Annotated in this window: 16 protein-coding genes and 2 tRNA genes; 8 read left to right on the forward strand and 10 right to left on the reverse strand. The window is 71.4% G+C overall.

All coding sequences use genetic code 11. The annotated features are described in order from the left end of the window. Positions 1-5: 5 nt before the first annotated feature. Entirely contained in the window at positions 6-1,043 is a 1,038-nt protein-coding gene (locus E1212_RS17265) for an NAD-dependent epimerase/dehydratase family protein (RefSeq protein ID WP_131984645.1), read from the forward strand. A 90-nt stretch (positions 1,044-1,133) separates the two neighbouring features. On the opposite strand, the gene E1212_RS17270 is transcribed toward E1212_RS17265, so the two are convergent. Both E1212_RS17270 and E1212_RS17275 read right to left on the reverse strand, forming a co-directional pair. Further along, entirely contained in the window at positions 1,134-2,138 is a 1,005-nt protein-coding gene (locus tag E1212_RS17270) for a TAXI family TRAP transporter solute-binding subunit (protein ID WP_131984647.1), read from the reverse strand. Further along, complete coding sequence (locus E1212_RS17275; RefSeq protein WP_131984649.1) at positions 2,135-4,252, reverse strand: TRAP transporter permease; 2,118 nt, start codon at positions 4,250-4,252, stop codon at positions 2,135-2,137. Before E1212_RS17275 ends, E1212_RS17270 begins: the two co-directional genes overlap by 4 nt. Before the next feature lie 102 nt (positions 4,253-4,354). Here E1212_RS17275 and E1212_RS17280 point away from each other — a divergent pair, with 102 nt between their 5' ends. The 4 genes from E1212_RS17280 (at position 4,355) to E1212_RS17295 (ending at position 7,061) form a co-directional block, all read left to right on the forward strand. Then, positions 4,355-5,137 carry a fumarylacetoacetate hydrolase family protein gene (locus tag E1212_RS17280; protein ID WP_131984651.1) on the forward strand — a complete coding sequence of 261 codons (783 nt, stop codon included), beginning with the start codon at positions 4,355-4,357 and terminating at the stop codon, positions 5,135-5,137. A gap of 64 nt (positions 5,138-5,201) precedes the next feature. Then, positions 5,202-6,731 (forward strand): glutamate--tRNA ligase, encoded by a 1,530-nt coding sequence (gene gltX / locus E1212_RS17285; RefSeq protein WP_238992385.1) that lies wholly within the window; start codon positions 5,202-5,204, stop codon positions 6,729-6,731. A gap of 96 nt (positions 6,732-6,827) precedes the next feature. Continuing rightward, positions 6,828-6,899 (forward strand) — tRNA-Gln (locus E1212_RS17290). An 89-nt stretch (positions 6,900-6,988) separates the two neighbouring features. Beyond that, positions 6,989-7,061: transfer RNA gene (locus E1212_RS17295), tRNA-Glu, on the forward strand. Here the strand turns inward: E1212_RS17295 and E1212_RS17300 are convergent. After that, entirely contained in the window at positions 7,059-7,526 is a 468-nt protein-coding gene (locus tag E1212_RS17300; RefSeq protein ID WP_131984653.1) for a site-specific integrase, read from the reverse strand. The genes E1212_RS17295 and E1212_RS17300 overlap by 3 nt on opposite strands. Positions 7,527-7,784: 258 nt before the next feature. Here E1212_RS17300 and E1212_RS17305 point away from each other — a divergent pair, with 258 nt between their 5' ends. Continuing rightward, positions 7,785-7,991, forward strand: coding sequence for a hypothetical protein (locus E1212_RS17305; RefSeq protein WP_131984655.1), 207 nt, complete (start codon positions 7,785-7,787; stop codon positions 7,989-7,991). 823 nt (positions 7,992-8,814) lie between these two features. Here E1212_RS17305 and E1212_RS17310 read toward each other — a convergent pair. From E1212_RS17310 to E1212_RS17320, 3 genes are read right to left on the reverse strand one after another with little or no spacing between them, the layout of a single operon-like run. Continuing rightward, positions 8,815-9,555 (reverse strand): TIGR03943 family putative permease subunit, encoded by a 741-nt coding sequence (locus E1212_RS17310; protein WP_162605522.1) that lies wholly within the window; start codon positions 9,553-9,555, stop codon positions 8,815-8,817. After that, complete coding sequence (locus tag E1212_RS17315) at positions 9,552-10,571, reverse strand: permease (RefSeq protein ID WP_131984659.1); 1,020 nt, start codon at positions 10,569-10,571, stop codon at positions 9,552-9,554. The genes E1212_RS17310 and E1212_RS17315 overlap by 4 nt, the downstream gene beginning before the upstream one ends. A 7-nt stretch (positions 10,572-10,578) precedes the next feature. Continuing rightward, complete coding sequence (locus tag E1212_RS17320; RefSeq protein WP_131984661.1) at positions 10,579-13,413, reverse strand: M14 family metallopeptidase; 2,835 nt, start codon at positions 13,411-13,413, stop codon at positions 10,579-10,581. Positions 13,414-13,776: 363 nt separating this feature from the next. On the opposite strand from E1212_RS17320, the gene E1212_RS17325 reads away from it, so the two are divergent. Together E1212_RS17325 and E1212_RS17330 are read left to right on the forward strand one after the other, a co-directional pair. Then, the gene (locus E1212_RS17325) at positions 13,777-14,028 is read left to right on the forward strand and encodes a type B 50S ribosomal protein L31 (protein WP_131984663.1); all 252 of its coding nucleotides are present in this window, start codon (positions 13,777-13,779) and stop codon (positions 14,026-14,028) included. After that, on the forward strand, positions 14,025-14,777 hold the full coding sequence (locus E1212_RS17330; RefSeq protein ID WP_203416946.1) for a class I SAM-dependent methyltransferase: 753 nt from the start codon (positions 14,025-14,027) through the stop codon (positions 14,775-14,777). The genes E1212_RS17325 and E1212_RS17330 overlap by 4 nt, the downstream gene beginning before the upstream one ends. A 235-nt stretch (positions 14,778-15,012) precedes the next feature. Here E1212_RS17330 and E1212_RS17335 read toward each other — a convergent pair whose 3' ends face one another. The 4 genes from E1212_RS17335 to E1212_RS17350 all read right to left on the reverse strand — a co-directional run bounded on the left by E1212_RS17335 (position 15,013) and on the right by E1212_RS17350 (position 19,936). Then, positions 15,013-17,400 (reverse strand): WD40/YVTN/BNR-like repeat-containing protein, encoded by a 2,388-nt coding sequence (locus tag E1212_RS17335; protein WP_203416947.1) that lies wholly within the window; start codon positions 17,398-17,400, stop codon positions 15,013-15,015. A gap of 132 nt (positions 17,401-17,532) precedes the next feature. After that, positions 17,533-18,027, reverse strand: coding sequence for a hypothetical protein (locus tag E1212_RS17340; RefSeq protein ID WP_131984665.1), 495 nt, complete (start codon positions 18,025-18,027; stop codon positions 17,533-17,535). 23 nt (positions 18,028-18,050) lie between these two features. Beyond that, the gene (locus tag E1212_RS17345; protein WP_131984667.1) at positions 18,051-18,932 is read right to left on the reverse strand and encodes a carbohydrate ABC transporter permease; all 882 of its coding nucleotides are present in this window, start codon (positions 18,930-18,932) and stop codon (positions 18,051-18,053) included. After that, the gene (locus tag E1212_RS17350) at positions 18,929-19,936 is read right to left on the reverse strand and encodes an ABC transporter ATP-binding protein (RefSeq protein ID WP_131984669.1); all 1,008 of its coding nucleotides are present in this window, start codon (positions 19,934-19,936) and stop codon (positions 18,929-18,931) included. The genes E1212_RS17345 and E1212_RS17350 overlap by 4 nt, the downstream gene beginning before the upstream one ends. Position 19,937: the final 1 nt, after the last annotated feature.

Below are 19,937 nucleotides of genomic sequence, written 5' to 3' on the forward strand. Positions count from 1 at the left end.
ATGTGATGCGGGTCCTCGTCACCGGTGGCGCCGGGTTCATCGGCGGGCACGTCGTCGACCAGCTGATCGAGGACGGCGCCGAGGTCGTCGTCCTGGACTCGCTGATCGCCCACACCGAGCCGCCCGCGCACCTGCCCGACGGCGTGGACCTGCGAGTCGCCGATCTGCGCGACGCCGACGCCGTCGCCCACGCCGCCGGCGACGTCGACGCCGTCTGCCACCAGGCCGCCCGGGTCGGCCTCGGCGTCGACCTGGACGACGTCGCCGACTACGTCGCCGACAACGACCTCGGCACCGCCGTGCTGCTGCGCGCGCTCTGGCGGCGGCGCTTCACCGGCCGGCTCGTGGTCGCGTCGTCGATGGTCGTCTACGGCGAAGGCCGCTACAGCTGCTCCACGCACGGCGTGGTGGCGCCCGGGCCACGGTCGGCCGCCGATCTCGACGCCGGACGGTTCGAGCCGCCGTGCCCGGCCTGCGGTGCACCGCTGGCGTGGTGGCGCGTGGACGAGGACGCCCCGCCGGATCCGCGCAACGTCTACGCCGCGACGAAGCTGCACACCGAGCAGCTGGCCTTCGTGTACGGCCGCGAGACCGGCGCACCGGTGTGCGCGCTGCGCTACCACAACGTGTACGGGCCGCGGATGCCGCACGACACCCCCTACGCCGGTGTGGCCAGCATCTTCCGCAGCGCCCTGGCCGGCGGCGCCGCGCCACGGGTGTTCGAGGACGGCGGCCAGGTCCGCGATTTCGTCCACGTCACCGACGTCGCCAGGGCCAACGTGCTGGCCCTGGCGACGCGGTGGAGCGGTGCCCTGAACGTCGCCAGCGGCGAGCCGCACACGATCCTCGAGATGGCGACGGCGCTGTGCTCGGCGTTCGGCCCGGACGCGCCGTCGCCCGTCGTGACCGGCGAGTACCGCCTGGGCGACGTCCGCCACGTCGTCGCCTCCCCCGAACGCGCCGCCGGGGCGCTCGGCTTCGAGGCACGCACCGGCTTCGCCGCCGGCATGGCCGGGTTCGCCCACGCGCCGCTCCGGCGCTGAGCGCTCCCCGGTCGCGCCGACGGATCAGACGGCGGGCTCACCGCCTCGACCGTACAGAGCCGTCCCCGGCGTCGCGAGCACAGCGCTCACTCACCCCAGCTCGTCGAGGGCCCGTTGGGCGCCGGGGTGGAGCGGGATCGGGTCGATCTGCGTCGCCACCGCCAGATCGATGTCGGCGGCGGCCGGGTGCACCTGCGTCAGCGCCTCGACGTTCTCGTAGACCAGCTTGGTCAGCGCGCACGCGGTCCCGTCGTCGAGGTCGTCGCGGACGAGCAGGACGTTCGGCACGACCACCGTCGGCGTCGCCGCAGCCGTCCCGTACGTATCGGCAGGGATCTCGCCCTCCGTGTAGACGGGGTTGATCTCCTGCAGCGCCGGCAGCAACGGCGTGACGTCGACGAAGGCGATGTCGTCGCCCATCGACGTGAACAGGTCGGTCATCGCGGCGGTGGGCAGGCCGCCGGACCACACCAGCCCGTCGATCGAGCCGTCCTTCATGCCGTCGACCGTCTTCGTGAGGTCCAGGCGCTGCGCCCGCACGTCGCTCGCCGGGTCCAGGCCGGCGGCCTCGAGCAGGCGGTTCGCGATGACCTCGGTGCCGGAGTTCGGCGACCCGGTCGAGATCGTCTTGCCGGCCATGTCCTCGATCGAGGCGATGCCGGCGTCGGCGCGGACGACGACCTGGGTGTAGTTGGGGTAGATCCGTCCCAGCGCCGCCACCGGCTGCGGCGAGTCGAACGAGCCGGTGCCCTCGGTCGCGTCGGCGGCGGTGTCGGCCAGTGAGAAGGCGAGGTCGTAGTCGCCCGCGACGAGCTGCTGGACGTTCTGCACCGACGCGCCCGTCTCGGCGGCCGTGGCGGTGATGTCGGTCTCGTCGCCGATCAGTTGCGCCAGCCCGCCGCCGAGCACGTAGTACACGCCGGTCGAGTTGCCGGTCGCGATGGTCATGCGGCCCGACCCGGCCTCGCACGCGGCCGCGTCGCCGCCGTCGCCGTCGTCGCTGGGTGAGGTGGTCTGGCGGCCGCCGCAGGCGGACACCGTCAGGCCGGTCGCGAGCAGTCCCACGACCAGCCGGGTGACGACGCGAGCTCTCATGTCGGGACTTCCTCTCGATCGGGGGATGACGGTTCCGGCCGCGGCTTGCGGGGGACGACCAGGTTGACGACGACGGCGGCGGCGAGCACCGCGGTGCCCACGGCGATCGACACCGGCTGCAGGTAGAGCAGGAGGCAGGCGGCGACGAAGCACAGCGCGCGCTCGACCGGCCCGGCCGGCCGCAGCAGCCAGCCGCCCGCCGCCGCGGCCAGGGCGGCGACGGCGACCGCGGACACCGCGACGGTCCAGGCGACGTCGCCGGCCGGGCGTTCCAGCAGCAGCGCCGAGCCGTTGTCCGTCAGCACGAACGCCAGCGGCACCAGGAACGCCGGCAGCGCGTACTTGCAGGCCTGCCAGATCGACGCGATGACCCGGCCGCCGGTGATGGCCGCCGACGCGACCGCGGCGAGCGCCGTCGGCGGCGACACCTCGGACAGCACGGAGAAGTAGAAGATGAACATCGCGACGGCCGGCGCGGCGACGTCGAGGTCGAACAGCGCCGGGCCGATGACGACCCAGCTGATGATGAACGACGCGGTCACCGGCACCGCCAGCCCCAGGACGAGGATCGCCACGGCGGCGAGGACGGTGCTGAGGATCAGCACGACGGTGGGGTCGTCGGTCAGCGCCGACCCGGCGTCGACGAGCAGGTCGGACAGCACCTGGCCGAGGCCGGTCTTCGTGATGGTCGAGACGATGATCCCGGCGGCGGCGCACACCGCGGCCACGGGCAGGACCGAGCGGATGCCGTCGGACAGTGAGAGGTAGACGACGCGCGCGGTGTCGACGGCGACGCCGCCCCAGTCGCTCCCGCGCCGGCGGACCACGGCGTCGATCACCCCGAACCCGACGGCGACGGCGGTCGCGTAGACGACGGCACGGAACGGCGTCAGCCCGACGGCCAGGAAGAGCACGATGATGCCCAGCGACAGGAAGTGGTACCCCGACCGCGCCAGCAGCCGCCACGGGTTCTTCCGCTCGACGTCGACGGCCTCGACGCCGGCCTTGCGGGCGTCGATCTCGATCGCCAGGAAGATGCCCAGGTAGTAGAGCAGTGTCGGCACCAGCGCCCAGACCAGCACCTCGAGGTAGGACCGGCCGAGGTACTCGGCGATGATGAACGCCGCCGCGCCCAGCGTGGGCGGCGACAGGATCGCGCCGATGCCCGACGCCGCCAGCATGCCGGCGGCGTTCTCGCGCGGGTAGCCGGCCTTCTTCAGCACCGGCCACGTCACCGCGCCGAGGCCGACCGCCGTCGCCGTACCCGACCCCGAGACCGTCCCCAGCAGGAAGCCCGACAGCGCCACCGTCCGTCCCGGCGCCGTGCGCGAGCGGCGGAAGACCGCGAAGCTGAGGTCGATGAAGAACTGCCCGGCGCCGGTGCGGTCCAGGACGGCGCCGTAGATCGTGAACAGCACGATGTACGTCGCGCAGACGTCGAGCGGGACGCCGTAGAAGCCGCTCGGGTCGTTGTAGAGCGCGTTGACGATCTGGTCGAAGTCGATGCCGGCGTGGCTCCCCGGAAGGTCGGCGGGCAGGAAGCCGCCGTAGTACGCGTACGCCAGGAACGCCACGCAGACGATCGGCAGCACCCACCCCGTCGTCCGCCGGGTCGCCTCGATGACCAGCACCAGCACGATCGCGCCCATGAGCACGTCGAGGCCGGTCAGCGACCCCTGCCGGTCGAGGAACGCGTCGAACCCGCCGCCGGAGTCTCCGAGCGTCAGCGGCAGGACCGGGTAGAGGCACGCGACCAGCGCGACGGCGGCCGGCGCCCAGTCGAGCGGGCCCGGGTTGTCCGTCCGCTGTTCCAACGGCGTGGCGAGATCCTCCCGCGCCCGTCGCGTCACCGGGCGGTAGCAGATGAAGATCAGTGGCAGCACGAACGCCAGGAACAGCATGAGGTAGTACTGGTTGCCCTGGCTCAGCGGCCAGAACGCCTGGTGCAGCACGAACAGCGCGACGCCGAAGCACCACACGCCGACCGCCGGCGCGACGCGGCCCGAAAGCCGCCGAGCGGGCAACTCCTCGTCGTAGCGGGCCATGAGCTCGCCGACGTCCCTCGTCACCGGGGCTTCACCGCCGGCGTGCCGCGTCGTCGAGGCGTCGGTCATGCATCATGACCCTAGGTGTGACGCCCGGTTCATGGCTAGTGTCCCGGATGGTGGTCCGCGGCCGGAACACGGCCGGTTCCGGGGCGAGATACGCTCACCACCGTGCGCATCGCGAGGTTCACGACGGGGGACGACCCGCGCTTCGGCGCGGTGGGACAGGACGACAGCGGCGAGACCGTCATCGCGGTTCTCGAGGGCGACCCGCTCTACCGGTCGCCGCAGCTGACGGGGGAGAAGCTGGCGCTCGCCGACGTGCGGCTGCTGGCGCCCGTCATCCCGCGCAGCAAGGTCATCGGCGTCGGCCGCAACTACGCCGACCACGCGGCCGAGCTCGACAACCCGCTGCCCGAGGAGCCGCTGCTCTTCCTCAAGCCGAACACGTCGGTCATCGGGCCCGACGAGCCCATCGTGCTGCCGCCGCAGACCAGCGAGGTGCACTACGAGGCCGAGCTCGCCGTCGTCATCGGGCGCATCGCGAAGTCGGTGCCGCGCGACCGCGTGTCCGAGGTGATCTTCGGCTACACGTGCGGCAACGACGTCACCGCGCGCGACCTGCAGAAGAAGGACCACCAGTGGGCCCGGGCCAAGGGCTTCGACACGTTCTGCCCGCTGGGGCCGTGGATCGAGACCGACCTCGACCCGAGCGACCTGGCGGTGCGCTGCCGGGTCGGCGGCGAGGAGAGGCAGAACGGCCGCACGTCGCAGATGGTCTTCGACGTGGCGACGCTGATCGAGTACGTGAGCGCGGCCTTCACGCTGCTGCCCGGCGACGTAATCCTCACCGGCACGCCGTCGGGCGTCGGTCCCATGACGGCGGGCGACCACGTCACCGTCACCGTCGAGGGGATCGGGGTCCTGTCGAACCCGGTCGTCGCCGCGGAGTGACGGTACCCTGCGGTGCATCCCGTCCTGCTGCTCGTTCGTGATCGAGAACTCAAGGTGATCTGCTGTGACTGACGGCGCCGGCTCGTCGGACGCTCTCGTGCTCGGTGACGTCGCCCCCACCGACGTCCGCGTGCGCTACTCCCCGTCGCCGACGGGCAACCCGCACGTGGGGGTGATCCGCACCGCCCTCTACAACTCCGCGTTCGCGCGCCACTTCGGCGGCACGTTCGTGTTCCGCATCGAGGACACCGACGCCGCCCGCGACAGCGAGGAGTCCTACGAGGCGATGCTCGAGGCGCTGCGCTGGCTCGGACTGACCTGGGACGAGGGCCCCGACATCGGCGGCCCGTACGCGCCGTACCGGCAGTCGCTGCGGCACGACACCTACACCTCCGTCGCGGCGCAGTTGCTCGAGACCCGGCACGCCTACTACTGCTACTGCACGCCCGAGGAGCTCGACCAGCGGCGCGAGGCCGCCCGGGCCGCCGGCCGGCCGAGCGGGTACGACGGCACCTGCAGGACGCTGACGGACGAGCAGATCGCGGCGTACCAGGACGAGGGGCGGCAGCCGGTGCTGCGGCTGCGGATGCCCGACCAGGACATCACCTTCGTCGACCTCATCCGCGGCGAGATCACCGTCGACCGGTTCAACCTGGGCGACTACGTCATCGTCCGGGCCAACGGCCAGCCCCTCTACCCGCTGGTCAACCCCGTCGACGACGCCCTCATGGGGATCACCCACGTGCTGCGCGGCGAGGACCTGCTGTCGTCGACGCCGCGGCAGCTCGTGCTGCACCAGGTCCTGCGCGAGATCGGCGTCGCGTCCGGCCCGCTGCCGCGGTTCGGGCACCTGCCGCTGGTCACCGGCGAGGGCAACCGCAAGCTGTCCAAGCGCGACCCGCAGTCGTCGCTGCAGCTCTACCGCGACCGCGGCTTCCTGCCCGAGGGCCTGCTCAACTACCTGGCGCTGCTCGGCTGGTCCATCGGCGAGGACCGCGAGGTCTTCTCCATGCAGGAGATGGCCGCCGCCTTCGACGTCACGCGGGTCAACTCGGCGTCGGCGCGGTTCGACCTCAAGAAGGCCGAGGCCATCAACGGTGTGTGGCTGCGGCGGTTGTCGCCGGACGACCTCGCCATGCGCATGGTCCCGTATCTGCAGGCCTCGGGCGTACTGCCCTCCGTCGTGCCGACGGAGTCGCTCGACCTGCTGCGCGCGGCGACGCCGCTCGTCCAGGAGCGGATGACGGTGCTCGACGAAGCGGTCGGCATGCTCGGCTTCCTCTTTGCGCCGGGCCCGGTCGCGTTCGACGAGGACGCCGTCGCCAAGGTGCTGACGGCGGACGCGCGGCCCGTGCTCGTCGCCGCTCGCGCCCGGCTGGCCGAGGACGAGAAATGGACGACGGAGACCATCGAGGCGGGCCTGCGGGCAGCGCTGATCGACGAGCTCGGACTGAAGCCCAAGCACGCCTTCGGGCCGGTCCGGGTGGCCGTGACGGGGCGCCGCGTGTCGCCGCCGTTGTTCGAGTCGCTCGAGCTGCTGGGCCGCGAACGGACCCTGGCGCGCCTCGACGCTGCGCTGGCCCGAGTGGCCTGAATCACGGTCGCCGGCAGCCGTCCTGCCGGTTTGGATCGGACCGCCTCCGACCGCTATCCTTACCGGGCGGTCGAGCGGGAAACCCGCCCGATCCAGTGGGGTATGGTGTAATTGGCAGCACGACTGATTCTGGTTCAGTTAGTCTAGGTTCGAGTCCTGGTACCCCAGCGCCCGGCACGCCCCGGCGACGATCTCCAGCCGGTTTGGAGTCGGAGCGAGGCTCGGGTACAGTTTCACCTCGCGACCTCGGTCGCAACGGCCCCGTTGTGTAGCGGCCTAGCACGCCGCCCTCTCAAGGCGGTAGCGCGGGTTCGAATCCCGTCGGGGCTACAAAGAAGCGCCTCTCACCTGCGGAAACGCCAGGTGAGGGGCGCTTTCGTCTGTCCAGCCCTCCCCGGCTGTAGGCGGCTCTCCACGGTCGTTCCTGGGAAGGACGTGGCCAAGTTCTGGGGCCCTCCGTGGCCGGCCCAGCGCCTCCTCGACCCGCTGACGATGCCGGTCCGCGTCGCAGTCGACGCATGTGGCGTGGATCTCGAGCAGGACGTCGACCGAGTGGCCGGCCCACTCCGCCACCCGGGTCGGTGTGACGCCGGCGTTGAGCCAGGTGGAGACGGCCGCATGGCGGAGGTCGTAGGGGTGAAGCGCAACCGGCAGGCGCTTCGCCTCGGCCCCGAAGACTGCCCCGCGGGCGCGGTTGCAGACTCGGAACACGGTGAACGCGGGCAGGTGGTCAGTGCTGCGTTCGCCGACGAACAGGCGCGACGAACCGACTGCCGACCCGGCACCCTCGACCATGCACCGGTTCTCCACCGAAAGGCTCTACTGCGTCACCTACGACCTGCGGTTCCCCCGGCCTCGAGGGGCATGAGGTCGCGATGTCGGCCCTGGCGCGGTTCGCGGTCGGGAACGTGGTCGACGCGGGTGCCGACTGCGTCGCCGTGCCCGGCGACGGTGGCCCGGCGTTGCCGGTGGTCGCCGGCGATCCGCCGCCTCTCGAGGGGGCGACGACGGCGTCGTCTACTTTCGCAGCGGCCACCTCGACTGCCTCACCCGGTGCTGCAGGGCTTCGACGACGGCGCGCCGGCGCTCGAGGTCGCGCGCAGGTACGGCAACCTGAGCGGCCACCACCGTCTGTTGTCAGACGACGACCTGGTCATCGTGCTCGACGACCGCGCCCTCAACGGCGTGCCCGACGACGACGCGTGGCGGTCCTTGGCCGATGCCCGTGCCGGAGGTTTCGCGGGCTCGTTCCTGGGCTGAGGCGCCGAAGGTGCCGGAACCGGGACGGCGCAGCTCGGCGGGGTCCGAGGCCGTGTTCGTGCCGAGTTGGCCGGGGCTGCCCGTCCCCTGCTGCCCATGCTCTGAGCTGCGTGTGCGCGCCTCGAGGGACCGAGTGGGCGCTGCGCGCCATCGAGGACCGCTTGACCCGCACGCACGCGGCCTGGCCGGCAGCTATCACGGAGGACGGGGGAAGAGCGGCAACGCCTCGTGATGCGGCGTTCGCCGGGTGTCGAGGGCGAGTGCTACGGCCAGGGCGGCAGTGACCCGCCTACGACGCAGCGTCAGGAGGGAATTTGCCCGCTCTGGCGCTGAACGTGCCTCCTCGCGATAGCAGCCGCCCGCCGCCCGGCCCACCTCACTGCCGCCGGCCGTCTTCACTATCGCCAACCGTCTTCGGCGCCGCCAGAAGGCCCGCGAAAGACGGCTCCCGGCAGTGAAGACGGCTCCGGGTAGTGAAGACGGTCCGCGGTGGTGAAGACGGTCCGCGGTGGTGAAGACGGCTCCGGGTAGTGAAGACGGTCCGCGGTGGTGAAGACGGCTCCGGGTAGTGAACACGGCTCCGGGTGGTGGGGACGGTCCGCGGTGGTGAAGACGGTCCGCGGTAGTGAAGACGGTCCGCGGTAGTGAAGACCGCTCCGGGTAGTGAAGACGGCCCTCGGTCGTGAACGCGGCGACGGCCCAGTCGTGAAGACAGACCGCGGTGGTGGGGACGGCCCGCGGTCGCCGACCAAGAGCTGCGGGTGCCCACGGCCACCGTCCCCGGCGTGTACCAGACCACCCTGACCTTCACCGCGATCTGACATCAGTACTCGTACGGCTCACCGGGCTGGTCGATCGGGGTGATGCGGTCGGCGATGAGCAACGGCGGCTCCGCGCTCGCCGTCCCCGGCTCGTGCCCGTCGCGCGGTTGCCACCGGCCTTCGATCTCGAGCCAGGTCTCTGTCGGCCGGGCCTCGTCGCCGAGCACCTCGACGGTGAATGCGAGGGCGTCGGCGGCGCAGCAGTTGACGGCGAACCGGGTGAGCAGATAGCTACCGTCAGCATCGTCCTCGGGCGGAGTGACGAAACCGATCAGCCGCACTCGCACACCGTCCAGCGAGGTCGCCGGATCGAAGAGCGCCCGCCCCACGTAGTCGCGGAGCGAGAGATCGACGGCGCCGTCGCGCGGCTCGGGTAGCTCGGCGAAGCCGGCCGGGGACATCGCCGGTGGTGTGCTTCCCTGCCGGGCCGCCGCGAACGAGCCGAGCGGGGCGGGCGCGACGAGCAGGAGCGTCAGCAGAGGTATCGCCAGCATCCAGGCCACGCCCGGGGCGTGGTCGTGGTGTGCGCCGGGATGTGCCACGTCGGCCTCGGGCGGACGCCGGTAGGCGCGGCGCAGCCCATGGGCGCCGAGGACGGCCAGGCCGATCCCGGTGCCGAGAAGCGCGGGCTGCAGCCCCGGCTTGACGAAGGCGAGCGCGGCGTCGGTGAGACCGAGGCGGATGGAGACCGCGGCGATGGCCAGCAGCAGGATGCCCTGGGCCCGCTCGTCGAGCGCTCTCACAACAGCCACCACCCGACGCCCAGGGCGCTGACCACGGCGGTGACGAAGGTCAGGGGCGCGAATCGGATCGCGAAGCTCCGGCCGAAGATGCCGGCGTGCAGCGCGATGAGCTTGATGTCCACGACCGGCCCGACGACGAGGAACACGAGCCGCGCCGTGAGCGAGAACTGCGAGAGACTGGCCGCGACGAAGGCATCGGCCTCGGAGCAGATGGCGAGCACCACCGCCAGCGTGGCGAGCACGACGACCGCCAGCCACTCCGTCTCGGAGATGGACGTCATGATCGACCGCGGGACCACGACCTGAAGCGTCGCGGCCGCGAGGGAGCCGACGACGAGCCAGCCACCCGCGTGCAGAAAGTCGTGCCTGGCCGTTCCGGCGAACACCTCCCATCGCGTGGAACCGGCCGCGACAGGATGCGGCCGCCGCTGGAGCAGCCACTCCCGCCGTCCGAACCTCGCCCACAGGAAGCCGACGGCCACGGCCGTCGCGAACGACGCCAGCAGCCTGGCCACTACCATGTCGGGTCGGCCCGGGAACGCGACCGCCGTTGCCACCAGCACGACCGGATTGATGGCCGGCGCCGCCAGCATGAACGCGAACGCCGCCGCGGGCGCCGCGCCGTTCGCGGTCAGCCGCCCGGCCACCGGCACCGACCCGCATTCGCAGCCGGGGAACACCGCCCCGGCCACCCCGGCCGCCGGAACGGCCACCAACGGCCGGTCGGGGAGCAGCCGGGCGATCAGCGACGACGGCACGAAGGCCGCGATCGCGCCGCTGACGGTCACTCCGAGCGCCAGGAACGGCAGGGCCTGGACGGTGATCGACACGAAGATCGTCGCCCAGGTCTGCACGGCCGGGTGGTCCAGCGCGGTCGCCGCCCACGACTGGGCGACGACCGCGGCGAGGAGCGCGAGCATGAGCAGCTCCGGCGCGTACCGCTCCGGAGCGGGCAGCGGCGGCGCCGTGAGGCGCCGGGGCCGCCGCTGCCGTTGTGCTGGTCCGTTTCCGGGCATCCGCCGGCTAGTCCGTGACTCGGATGACGGCCCGCTGGTAGTTGTCGCGGGTTCCGCCCGGCTGATAGTTGTTCTGGATGTTGCCGGCCGCGTCGACGGCGAACCACTTGACCGTCGTCGTCTCGTCGATCGTGATCGGCTCCTGACCCTGGCGCGGGCCGGTGAACTCCATCCGCGGCGAGTCGAACGTCGGCCTGCTGCCGTCCAGCGTGTAGTAGACGTCGGACGGCTCGCTGAGCTCGAACGTGACGTCCACCGGCGCGTCGTAGCTGCCCCTGCCCGGTTCGATTGTCGACCTGGGCAGCACATTGTCCAGGCTGTGCATCTGGGCCACTTCGAGGATGCCGAGCCAGCCGTGGGAGAACTCCATCGCCTCTTCGTGGCCCTCCTCGTATGGCGGTGTGAACCCGACGTCCGACCAGCCGCTACCGGTCCAGGTCGGAGAACCAGCCTCGAAGCTCCAGGCGAAGATGCCGTTGTTGTAGAAGTGGTCGTCGGCGGAGTTCCCGGCGGCCGAGTAGAGGACGTCGCTGATCGGCCCGACCCGGCTCGGCCAGACGCTGGTGCCGCGGTGCTCCTTGATCCGGTTGAGGATGACGTCGGAAGCCTCGTAGAAGTAGCTCTCGACGCCGTAGCTGGGCCGCTCCAGCCCGTCGCGGGTGGGCAGCCGGTAGGCGCCCGGCGACCACATGAAGTAGCCCCCGTGGGTGTGGGTGTTCATCGCGAACCGGATGTTCGGGTTGTTCTCCACCAGCCAGATCTCGTTCTGCGCCTCCGGCTCGGACAGCGGCGTCGGCCCGCTGTATACGTCGCTCGTGCACGACCCGGAGGCGCCGGAGAAGCCTTGCTCCCAGTTGCCGACCCGGAAGTTCCGGTTCAGGTCCACGCCCCAGCCGTTGCGCGCCCGCAGGTCCGACGCGCCGGTGACCGCGCAATGGTTCGTCATGTTGCGCCGCTGCAGGGTGAAGTCGTGGATCGAGTAGTGGGTCCCGTCCGGGTTCACCGTCGGGATGATGAAGATGTCGAGGTTCCTGACCAGTTGCCGGATGAACGGGTTGGACCGGTAGTTGCGCAGCAGCCGCTCGGCGGTCTCGAGGGCGACCAGCGGCGTCACCCACTCTCGGGCGTGCTCCTGCGAGTACAGCAGCACGCCGGTCTGCGAGCCGTCGCGGTCGGTGCCGATCCGGATCGCCTTGACCGTGAACGGGTCGCGCGACACCGTGTCCGGCGCCGACAGGTTGTCGGTCAGCATCCGTCGCTGTGCCGGCGCGACCACGCCAGTGCCCTCGTCCCCCCGCCAGGTGTACGCCCGCACCAGTTCACTCGCCTCCGGGTGAGCGTTCAGGGCCGCGACGACCTCGGCCGCCGTGCTCCTGACCGCACCGGCCGCATCGGTGGCCAGCTGCACGCGAACGGCGTCGCCGTCGACGTCGACCGTCAGCGGCCGGTCGGCGGCGCCGGGGTCGGCGAGCTCGACCGAGAGGTCGTTGCCGCCCTCGTGCCCCCACGTGCGCGAGTCGACGCCGACGCGGTGCTCGTTGGGTGCGCCGTGCACCCGGCCGGACGCGGGCAGCACGGCCTTGACGACACCGCCGGCCTCCATCGAGATCATCACCGACGGGATGGTGTTCGCCGGCGCCGAACCCGTCATCGTGACCGGATCGCCGGGAACGTTGTTGACGACGACGACCGCGCCCGCGCCCGCCGCCTGAGCGTTGAGGACCTTGACGGCGTAGTTGCAGGTGCCGCGGTCGACCACGGCGATGCCACCGGCCGGGAAGCCGACGAGCGGCTCACACCCATCGGCCGGGTCGCCGGTGCCGTCGACGGCGAGCGTCAGCTCGCCCGCGATCCCCTGAACGGCCGGGTGGCGCCCGAAGTTCGCGGCGACCGCCTCGTACTCGCCCGCGGCGGCGGACGGCGCGTCGACAACGATCTTTTCGGCGAACAGGGCCTGGGCCGGCCGCCGGTAGCCGTTCGTCTGGTGGGGCAGCTCGATGATCTCGGCGAGATCGGGGAACTCCGCCGCGAGCGACTCGATCTTCGCCGTCGCCTCGGTCGCGTCGACGTAGTGGTCGACGAAGCCGGTCGCCAGGTAGCCCCACTCCCTCGGGGCGCCGCGACCGGACGGGTACTGTCCGTCGAGGAACTCGGTGAGCGGACGTTCGACCTGGCCGACCACGTGGCCGTCGACGAGGCTGCGCACGCGCATCCGCGACGGCACCGGGTCGGCCGGCATCGGCGTGCTCGTGCGGTGGTACATGTAGTGGCCGGCGTCGACGAAGCGCGAGAGGTTGAATGTCCCTCCAGCGCCGATCGGCGTGCCCGGGCCGGCGTCGAGGCTCACTTCGAGCAGGACGTTCGCCGAGCTCGAGCCGGCCTCGGACCAGACCTCGACCTGGATGAACGTCTCGCCGATGTTCTCGAACCACGCCGCTCTCTGTACGCGCAGGTCGTCGCCGACGTCGAGTGCGGCCTCCTCGGCGACCTCGGATTCGGCGACGGTGTCCTCACGCTCCGCCTGCAGCTCGGCGAAGTCCTCCTCAGTGAGTACCGGCTCGCCGACTGCGAACCCGGCGTCGGTCAGCCACTGCTGCTCCGACGGCGTGACGATGGCCTCCACACGCAGGCCGTCATCGGTCTCGTCGACCTTCTCGGCGAGATCGACGCCTGTGGCGACCAGCTGGTCCAGCGCCGTGCGGTCGTCGACCGTGATGGGAACGATCTCGGGAAGCTCGAATCCGTCGGACGGCACCGTCTCGGCGTTGAGCTCCGGTACAGGCTCGTTCGCCGTGACGTGCATCGCTAGCGGAACGACGAGGAGTGCTACGGGGACGGCCACAGCGGTGGCGATACTCACGCTGCGGCGGGGGAGAGCGGGGAGAGCCACGATCCACCTCCGGGTCTCGAGACCCGGCCCGGGGCGCTCTCCCTTGCCGCGTGCCTCGAAGTCAGTAAGGGGGTATGAAATGTGACACTTCGGCCCGATGGGACGATCGGACTGTAACGGCCTGGGCTTCCCCTTGTCCAGGTCTCGAGCCTCCTGCTCCCGTTGACGGGTGGCGCGGCCCGCGATCGTCGACATGGCGCGCACCCACAAGGCCGACGGCGTCGATGTCGAGATCGAGGCATGCGGGCGCGCGTCGGGACACTGTTGAGAATGAAAGTCATGAACCGTTAGGGTGGTGATCGACGAGGAGGCGCGATGAAGAAGGACATCCATCCCGATTACCACCCGGTGGTCTTCCGCGACAGCAGTGCGGGCCTGACCTTCCTGACCCGCTCGACCGCGACGTCGGACACGACGATCGAGTGGGAGGACGGGCAGATCTACCCTGTCGTCGACGTGGAGATCTCGTCGTCGAGCCATCCGTTCTACACCGGCCGGGCGAAGATCCTCGACACTGCGGGCCAGGTGGAGAAGTTCCGCCGGCGCTTCGGATCGCGTTCGACGTGACCGGCATCCTGGGCGGCGACGAGTACCGGCACTCGGCCGAGTACGTCGACGTCCTGTTGGCTGATCCATGGCGGATGTTCGGCCCTCTGGTCGCGGCGGGACTGGAGGGCGTCGACCCTGACTCAGGGCCGATCGTGGACCTGGGTGCGGGAACCGGCCGCGGAGTCCTGGCCGTCGCGGCCGCGCTGCCGACGGCTGACATCATTGCGGTCGAGCCCTCGGCGGCGATGCGCGCCGTGCTCATGGCCAGAGTCGGCTCCGACGAGCGGCTGCGGCAACGGGTGACGGTCGTCGGGGGTGACCTGGACGCGGTGCGGACACCGGAGCCGTTCGCCGCTGTGCTGGCGATGAATATGATCGGCCACCTGGATCGCACTGCGCGCAAGGTGTTCTGGACGAGTCTCGCGCGGCGGCTCGCCCCGGGCGGGCCCCTCGTCGTGAACCTGCAGCCACCGAGTGAGGCCGTCGAGGTGATGGAGACGCCGGCATCGGCGGTGGTGGTGGGACGGCGCAGGTACCTCGGCTCCGGCCGCGCCGCCCCGACGGCGGCCGATCAGGTCACCTGGCACATGACCTACCGCACGGTTGAGGACGGCGTCACCGTCGCGGAGGAGCGGGTCTCGTACTCGTGGTGGGTGCTGTCCGAGGCGGGGCTGCGCGACGAGCTCTCGGTGGCGGGTCTGCACGCCGAGCACCTGGGACCGCCCGAGGCCGGCGTCTACATCGGTCGCCGTCCGGCCGGTCGATGAGCGAACCCTCGTCCGGGACGTCCGCGAGCGCCACCTTGGGCGTGACGATCGCCCGGCTGTGCGGGATCGCCGCGCCGGTCATCTCGCAGCTGCCGGGGGTCCGCCGAGTGACCACTTCGCAGAGAACCTGCAACGGCTCCTCGACGACCTCGTCGGTCGCTCACTGCCGCCCGGCGCATGACGAGTTCAGCCCCTCGCGGTCTCCCGCGAGGGGCTGAACGCCGTCGGCGCTACATCACTGGCGGCACGACGCGAGTACGCCGCCAACACCGACGCCGGGGTCGCGCAACGGCAGCCGGGTCGACGAGCCGCGGCAGGTGGGGACGTCGACCTGGTAGATGCCGCGGCCGAAGGTGGCGACGCTGAGCTGGCGGGTCGGCTCGTGGTAGCGCAGGTACATGACCGGCGCGTTCGGCAGGTTGGTGCCGAGCGCCGCCCACTCGCCGCCGTTCCACGCCGACACGTACACGCCGACGTCGGTTCCGGCGAGCAGCAGGCCGTCGGTGGTCGCGACCACCGAGTTGACCGGCGCGTCCGGCAGTCCCTGCCCGATGTCGGTCCAGGTGGCGCCGCCGTCCTCGGTGACCATGACGTGCGGGCGGTCGCTGCCGGCGCGGAACCCGGAGAACGTCGCGTAGGCGATGTCCTCGTCGGCCGGGTTGACGGAGATGCGCGTCACCCAGGTGCCGGGCAGCTGGTCCTCGTCGACCTGGTTCCAGGTGGCGCCGAGGTCGTCGGTCCACCAGAGGTTGCCGTCGTCGGTGCCGACGTAGATGGTGTCGCCGTCGGTCGGGGCGGCGGCGACGGCAGTGATGGTGCCCCACGGGTAGCCGTCGTCGTCGTTGGGGCCGCCGTCGGTGAGATCGGGGCTGATGACTGTCCACGTGCGGCCGTTGTCGGTCGAGCGGTTCAGCCGGTTGCCGGCGTAGTAGACGACGTTGGGGTCGCTCGGGTCGAACTGCAGCGGGGTGAACCAGTTGCGGCGGTCCGAGGTCGTCAGCCTGGTGAAGTTCGGCCGCGGCGTGCCGCCGCTGTTCTCCGACCGGTAGCACGAGCCGTACTGGCTGCAGCCGAAGACGATGGCCGGATTCTCCGGGTGGATGATCACCTGCAGTCCGTCGCCGCAGCCGATCGCGTCCCAACTGCCGCCGACGCCGTTGTAGCCGCGGTTGCAGCCGTTGTCCTGGGCGCCACCCACCTTCAGCCGGGGGTCGGTCTCGGCGACGTCGACGGAGTAGAACTGCGTGTACGGCTCATAGGTGGCCTTGACCCACGACTCAGAGGCGCCGTTCGTGTCGGACCGGTACATGCCGCCGTCGTTGCCCAGGTAGACCCGGTTCGGCACCTTCGGGTCCCAGGCCATCTTGTGCTGATCGGCGTGCGGACCCTCGGAGATCCCGAACGACATGGCGCCGTCGGTCGACTCGCGCAGGTCGACACCGGCGAGGAAGACGTGGTCCGGGTTCACAGGATCGACGAAGAGCTTGCCGAACCACCAGCTGAACGTCGACTGCGAGGCCTGTGCCGCAGTGACCGGCGTCTGCTGCCAACTGTCGCCGCCGTCGTCGGATCGGAAGAACGCCCGGAACGGCCCGAGCGCCGTGCCGACGTACGCGTACAGCCGGTCCGGGTTGCTCGGGGCGAGGGCCAGTCCCCAGCGGCCCTGGTCGGGGTCCGTGGGTAGACCGTTGGTCATCCGCTCCCAGGTCGCGCCGCCGTCGTCGGAGCGCCACAGGCTGGAGCCGGGCCCGCCGTAGGTGCGCTGGTGCGGCTCGCGCAGGTGGTCCCACATGGCCGCGTAGACGCGGTCGGGGTTCGTGGGGTCGATGACGACCTCGGTGGCGCCGGTGGTCTCGTTCAGTGGCGCCAGCACCCGATTCCAGGTGTCGCCGCCGTCCTCGGTGAGGTAGACGCCGCGCTCGCCGCCGGGGACGAACAGGTTGCCGGCCGCGGCGGCGAAGATGCGGTCCTCGTCGCTGGGGTCGACGGCGAACCGGGCGATGGCGTGGCTGTCGGCCAGGCCGACGTGCTCCCAGGTGCCGCCGCGGTCGAGGGAGCGGTAGATGCCGTCGCCGCCGAACGTGATGGAGCCGCCGCCGGGCTGCGGCTCGCCCGTGCCGGCGAAGAGCACGCCCTCGCTGGTCATGGCGACCGCGCCCATGCCTTGGACCCAGTCGTCGGGCCAGACGGCCTCGTAGGTCATGCCGGCGTCGCTGGAGCGCCACAGGCCACCGGACGCGGCTGCGATGAAGATCTGGTCGTCGACCTGCGGGTCGATGGCGATGTCGACGACGCGGCCGCCGATGTCGCTGGGGCCGAAGAACTCCCACTGCCGCTCGGCGAGGGGACGGTACATGCTGCGGGTGCGGATATCGACGTTGCGAGCCTCGGCACGCGCCTCGGTGTAGACCTCGGTGGACAGCTCGGTACTGCCATCACTCAGCCGCTGCGCCGTCATCCACTCGTCGGGCAGCTCCATGGGTCCGGTGGCGGTGCTGGTGCTCAGAGTGGCCGGTTGCTCGTCGCCGTAGACCATGGCGGCGACGAGCGAGACGGCGGCGACGGGCGCGGCAACGGCCGCGGCCCTGACGGTTCGGCGATAGCGGGCCAGTCTGGCGATCATGCCGGGGCTCCCTCTCCGCACGGGCGTGTGACTCGGGGCATTTGAGTGCGAACGATAGTCATTGTGGTGAGTGCTGTCACCGGCCGATGTACGAGGAGAGACGGTGACGGGTCCTACAGATGTAGGACGCGGTCAGTCGCTCTGGAACTCCGGCAGCCCGGCGTCCTCAGAGTCGGGCCCGACCACGGCCATGAGCGCGGTGCCGTCGGCGCACAGGGCAGTCGCCCGCAGGTACATCCGCCGTCCCTGGGACTGCAGCAGCACTTCGGTCTCGAACACCTCGTCCTCGATACGCAGCAGCTCGATGTCGGACCGGCTCTCGTAGTCCGCGCGCAGGTCCAGAGGCGTCATCCGGATCGACCCCTCGACGGTGACGAGCGCGCCCTGCTCGACGACTGAGGTGACCCGGGCGCCGTCGGGCAGGACCAGCCCGTCGACCGTGTCGTCCGTCTCGGGTGCCTCGTCCAGCGGCACCCGGTCGCACGAGGGCAGGTTGGCCAGCATCGCGTCGCCGGGGTCGCCCGGACCGGCCGGGTCGTCCCCAGAGCTCCCGCACCCGGCGAGCGTCAGGGCCATGATCGCGGTGAGGGCGGCGACGGCGACGGCTGCGGTCCGGCGCGGGGTCATCGCCGCAGCCTGCCACATCGCCGTCACCGCAACACTCGCCAGCGCCGCACCGCGAGCAGTTGCACGGCGATGATCGCCGCCGTGATCAGCATGAGCAGGATCGTGATGAGCGCGGCGTAGGCGAAACCGGAGAACTCGAAGGCCTGGTCGAAGATGTACACCGGCAGGTAGAGGGTCGCATTGGCCGGCCGCCCGTCGGTCAGCACGTAGGCCGGCACGAAATTCACCTGCAACGTCAGGATCGTGTCGCGTACCGCCAGGAGCACCAGCACCGGCGCCAGCAGCGGCAGCGTGATCCGCCGCAGCTGCCCGAACGGGCCGCAGCCCTCCAGCGCGGCCGCCTCGTAGAGCCGTCCGTCGAGCAGCCGCCGCGCCGCCAGCACCACCACGAACCCCTCGCCGATCGGGAACAGCAGCATCAGCACGACCCCGACCCGCGCCGTTGTGGGGTCGGAGAGCCAGGTGTAGCCGGGATGGCCGAACAGCCCGAGCAGCTGGTTCAGCGGCCCGTACAACGGGTTGAGCACCCACAGGAACAGCACGGCCAGCGCGACGTCCGGGACGACGGTCGGCAGGTAGACGGCGGTGCGGAACCACCGCCCGCCCGGCCGTGGAGCCGCCAGCAGCAGCCCGAGCCCGACGGCCGCGAGCAGCCGCAGCGGCACCGACAGGGCGACGTGGAACAGCGACGCCTCGAGGCTGTCCGCGAGGAACGCGTCGTCGGCGAGCCGGCGCACGTTGTCCAGGCCGACGAACTGCGGGTCGCGGGTCAGCCCCGTGTGGTCGGTGAACGCGTAGCCGACGTTGAGCAGGGCGGGGACGGCGATCAGCAGCACGACGGCGACGGCGTACGGCGCGAGGAACGCCCAGCCCGACAGCGACCGCTCGCCCTTGGCACGGGTCACACGCGCCGCCCAGCGGCGTCGAAGCGGTGCAGCCGGTCCGGGTCGAACCGCAGCCGGACGGTGTCGCCCGGGCGCAGGCTCAGCCGGGGCGGCGTGCGGACCGCGAGCCGGAGACCGTCGGGACACCGGGTCAGGAGCACCGCCTCGCTCCCGAGGGTCTCGACGGCGTCGACGGTCGCCTCGATGGGGCCGGCCGGGTCGAGGGCGAGGTCCTCGGGACGGACGCCGACCGTGCCTCCGGCGGCGCCGCCCAGGACGCCGCCGCCGGGGACGAGGTTCATCGGCGGGCTGCCGAGGAACCCAGCGACGAACGTGTCGGCGGGCGCGTCGTACACCTCCTGCGGCGGACCGGCCTGGCGGATGCGCCCGGCGTCCATGACGACGACGCGGTCGCCCATCGTCATCGCCTCGGCCTGATCGTGCGTGACGTGCAGCGTGGTGGAGCCGATCTGGCGGTGCAGCGCCAGCAGGTCGGCGCGGGTGCTGAGCCGTAGTTGCGCGTCGAGGCTGACCAGCGGCTCGTCCAGCAGGTAGACCGCAGGCGAGCGGACCAGCGCGCGGGCGAGCGCGACCCGCTGTCGTTGACCTCCGGAGGCCTGGTCGGGGTAGCGGTCGAGCAGATCGGCGATGCCCAGTCGTTCCGCCGCCGCGCCCGCCTGGCGCCGGGCCTCGCCCTTCGGCACCTTGCGGACCCGCAGGCCGAACATGATGTTCTCGCGGACGGTCAGATGCGGGTACAGCGCGTAGTCCTGGAAGACCATGGCGACAGACCGGCGGTGCGGCGGGACGTCGCGCAGGTCCTGCCCGCCGACGGCGACCATGCCGGCGTCCGGCCGCTCCAGCCCGGCGATGAGCCGCAGCATCGTCGACTTCCCGGAGCCGGACGGCCCGACGACGGTGACCAGCTCGCCCGCTGGGACGTCGAGGTCGACGCCCTCGACGGCGCGCACCGGGCCGTACGCCTTGACCAGCCCGGTGAGCCGCAGTCCGCCGCCGTCGGTCATC

The organism is Jiangella ureilytica, assembly GCF_004348545.1.
Classification (GTDB): Bacteria; Actinomycetota; Actinomycetes; order Jiangellales; family Jiangellaceae; genus Jiangella; species Jiangella ureilytica.

Coding starts and splice junctions, on each gene's coding strand:
- E1212_RS17265 (WP_131984645.1), top strand. CDS start 6: ATGCGGGTCCTCGTCACCGGTGGCGCCGGGTTCATCGGCGGGCACGTC.
- E1212_RS17270 (WP_131984647.1), bottom strand. CDS start 2,138: ATGAGAGCTCGCGTCGTCACCCGGCTGGTCGTGGGACTGCTCGCGACC.
- E1212_RS17275 (WP_131984649.1), bottom strand. CDS start 4,252: ATGACCGACGCCTCGACGACGCGGCACGCCGGCGGTGAAGCCCCGGTG.
- E1212_RS17300 (WP_131984653.1), bottom strand. CDS start 7,526: ATGGTCGAGGGTGCCGGGTCGGCAGTCGGTTCGTCGCGCCTGTTCGTC.
- E1212_RS17315 (WP_131984659.1), bottom strand. CDS start 10,571: ATGCCCGGAAACGGACCAGCACAACGGCAGCGGCGGCCCCGGCGCCTC.
- E1212_RS17325 (WP_131984663.1), top strand. CDS start 13,777: ATGAAGAAGGACATCCATCCCGATTACCACCCGGTGGTCTTCCGCGAC.
- E1212_RS17335 (WP_203416947.1), bottom strand. CDS start 17,400: ATGATCGCCAGACTGGCCCGCTATCGCCGAACCGTCAGGGCCGCGGCC.
- E1212_RS17340 (WP_131984665.1), bottom strand. CDS start 18,027: ATGACCCCGCGCCGGACCGCAGCCGTCGCCGTCGCCGCCCTCACCGCG.
- E1212_RS17350 (WP_131984669.1), bottom strand. CDS start 19,936: ATGACCGACGGCGGCGGACTGCGGCTCACCGGGCTGGTCAAGGCGTAC.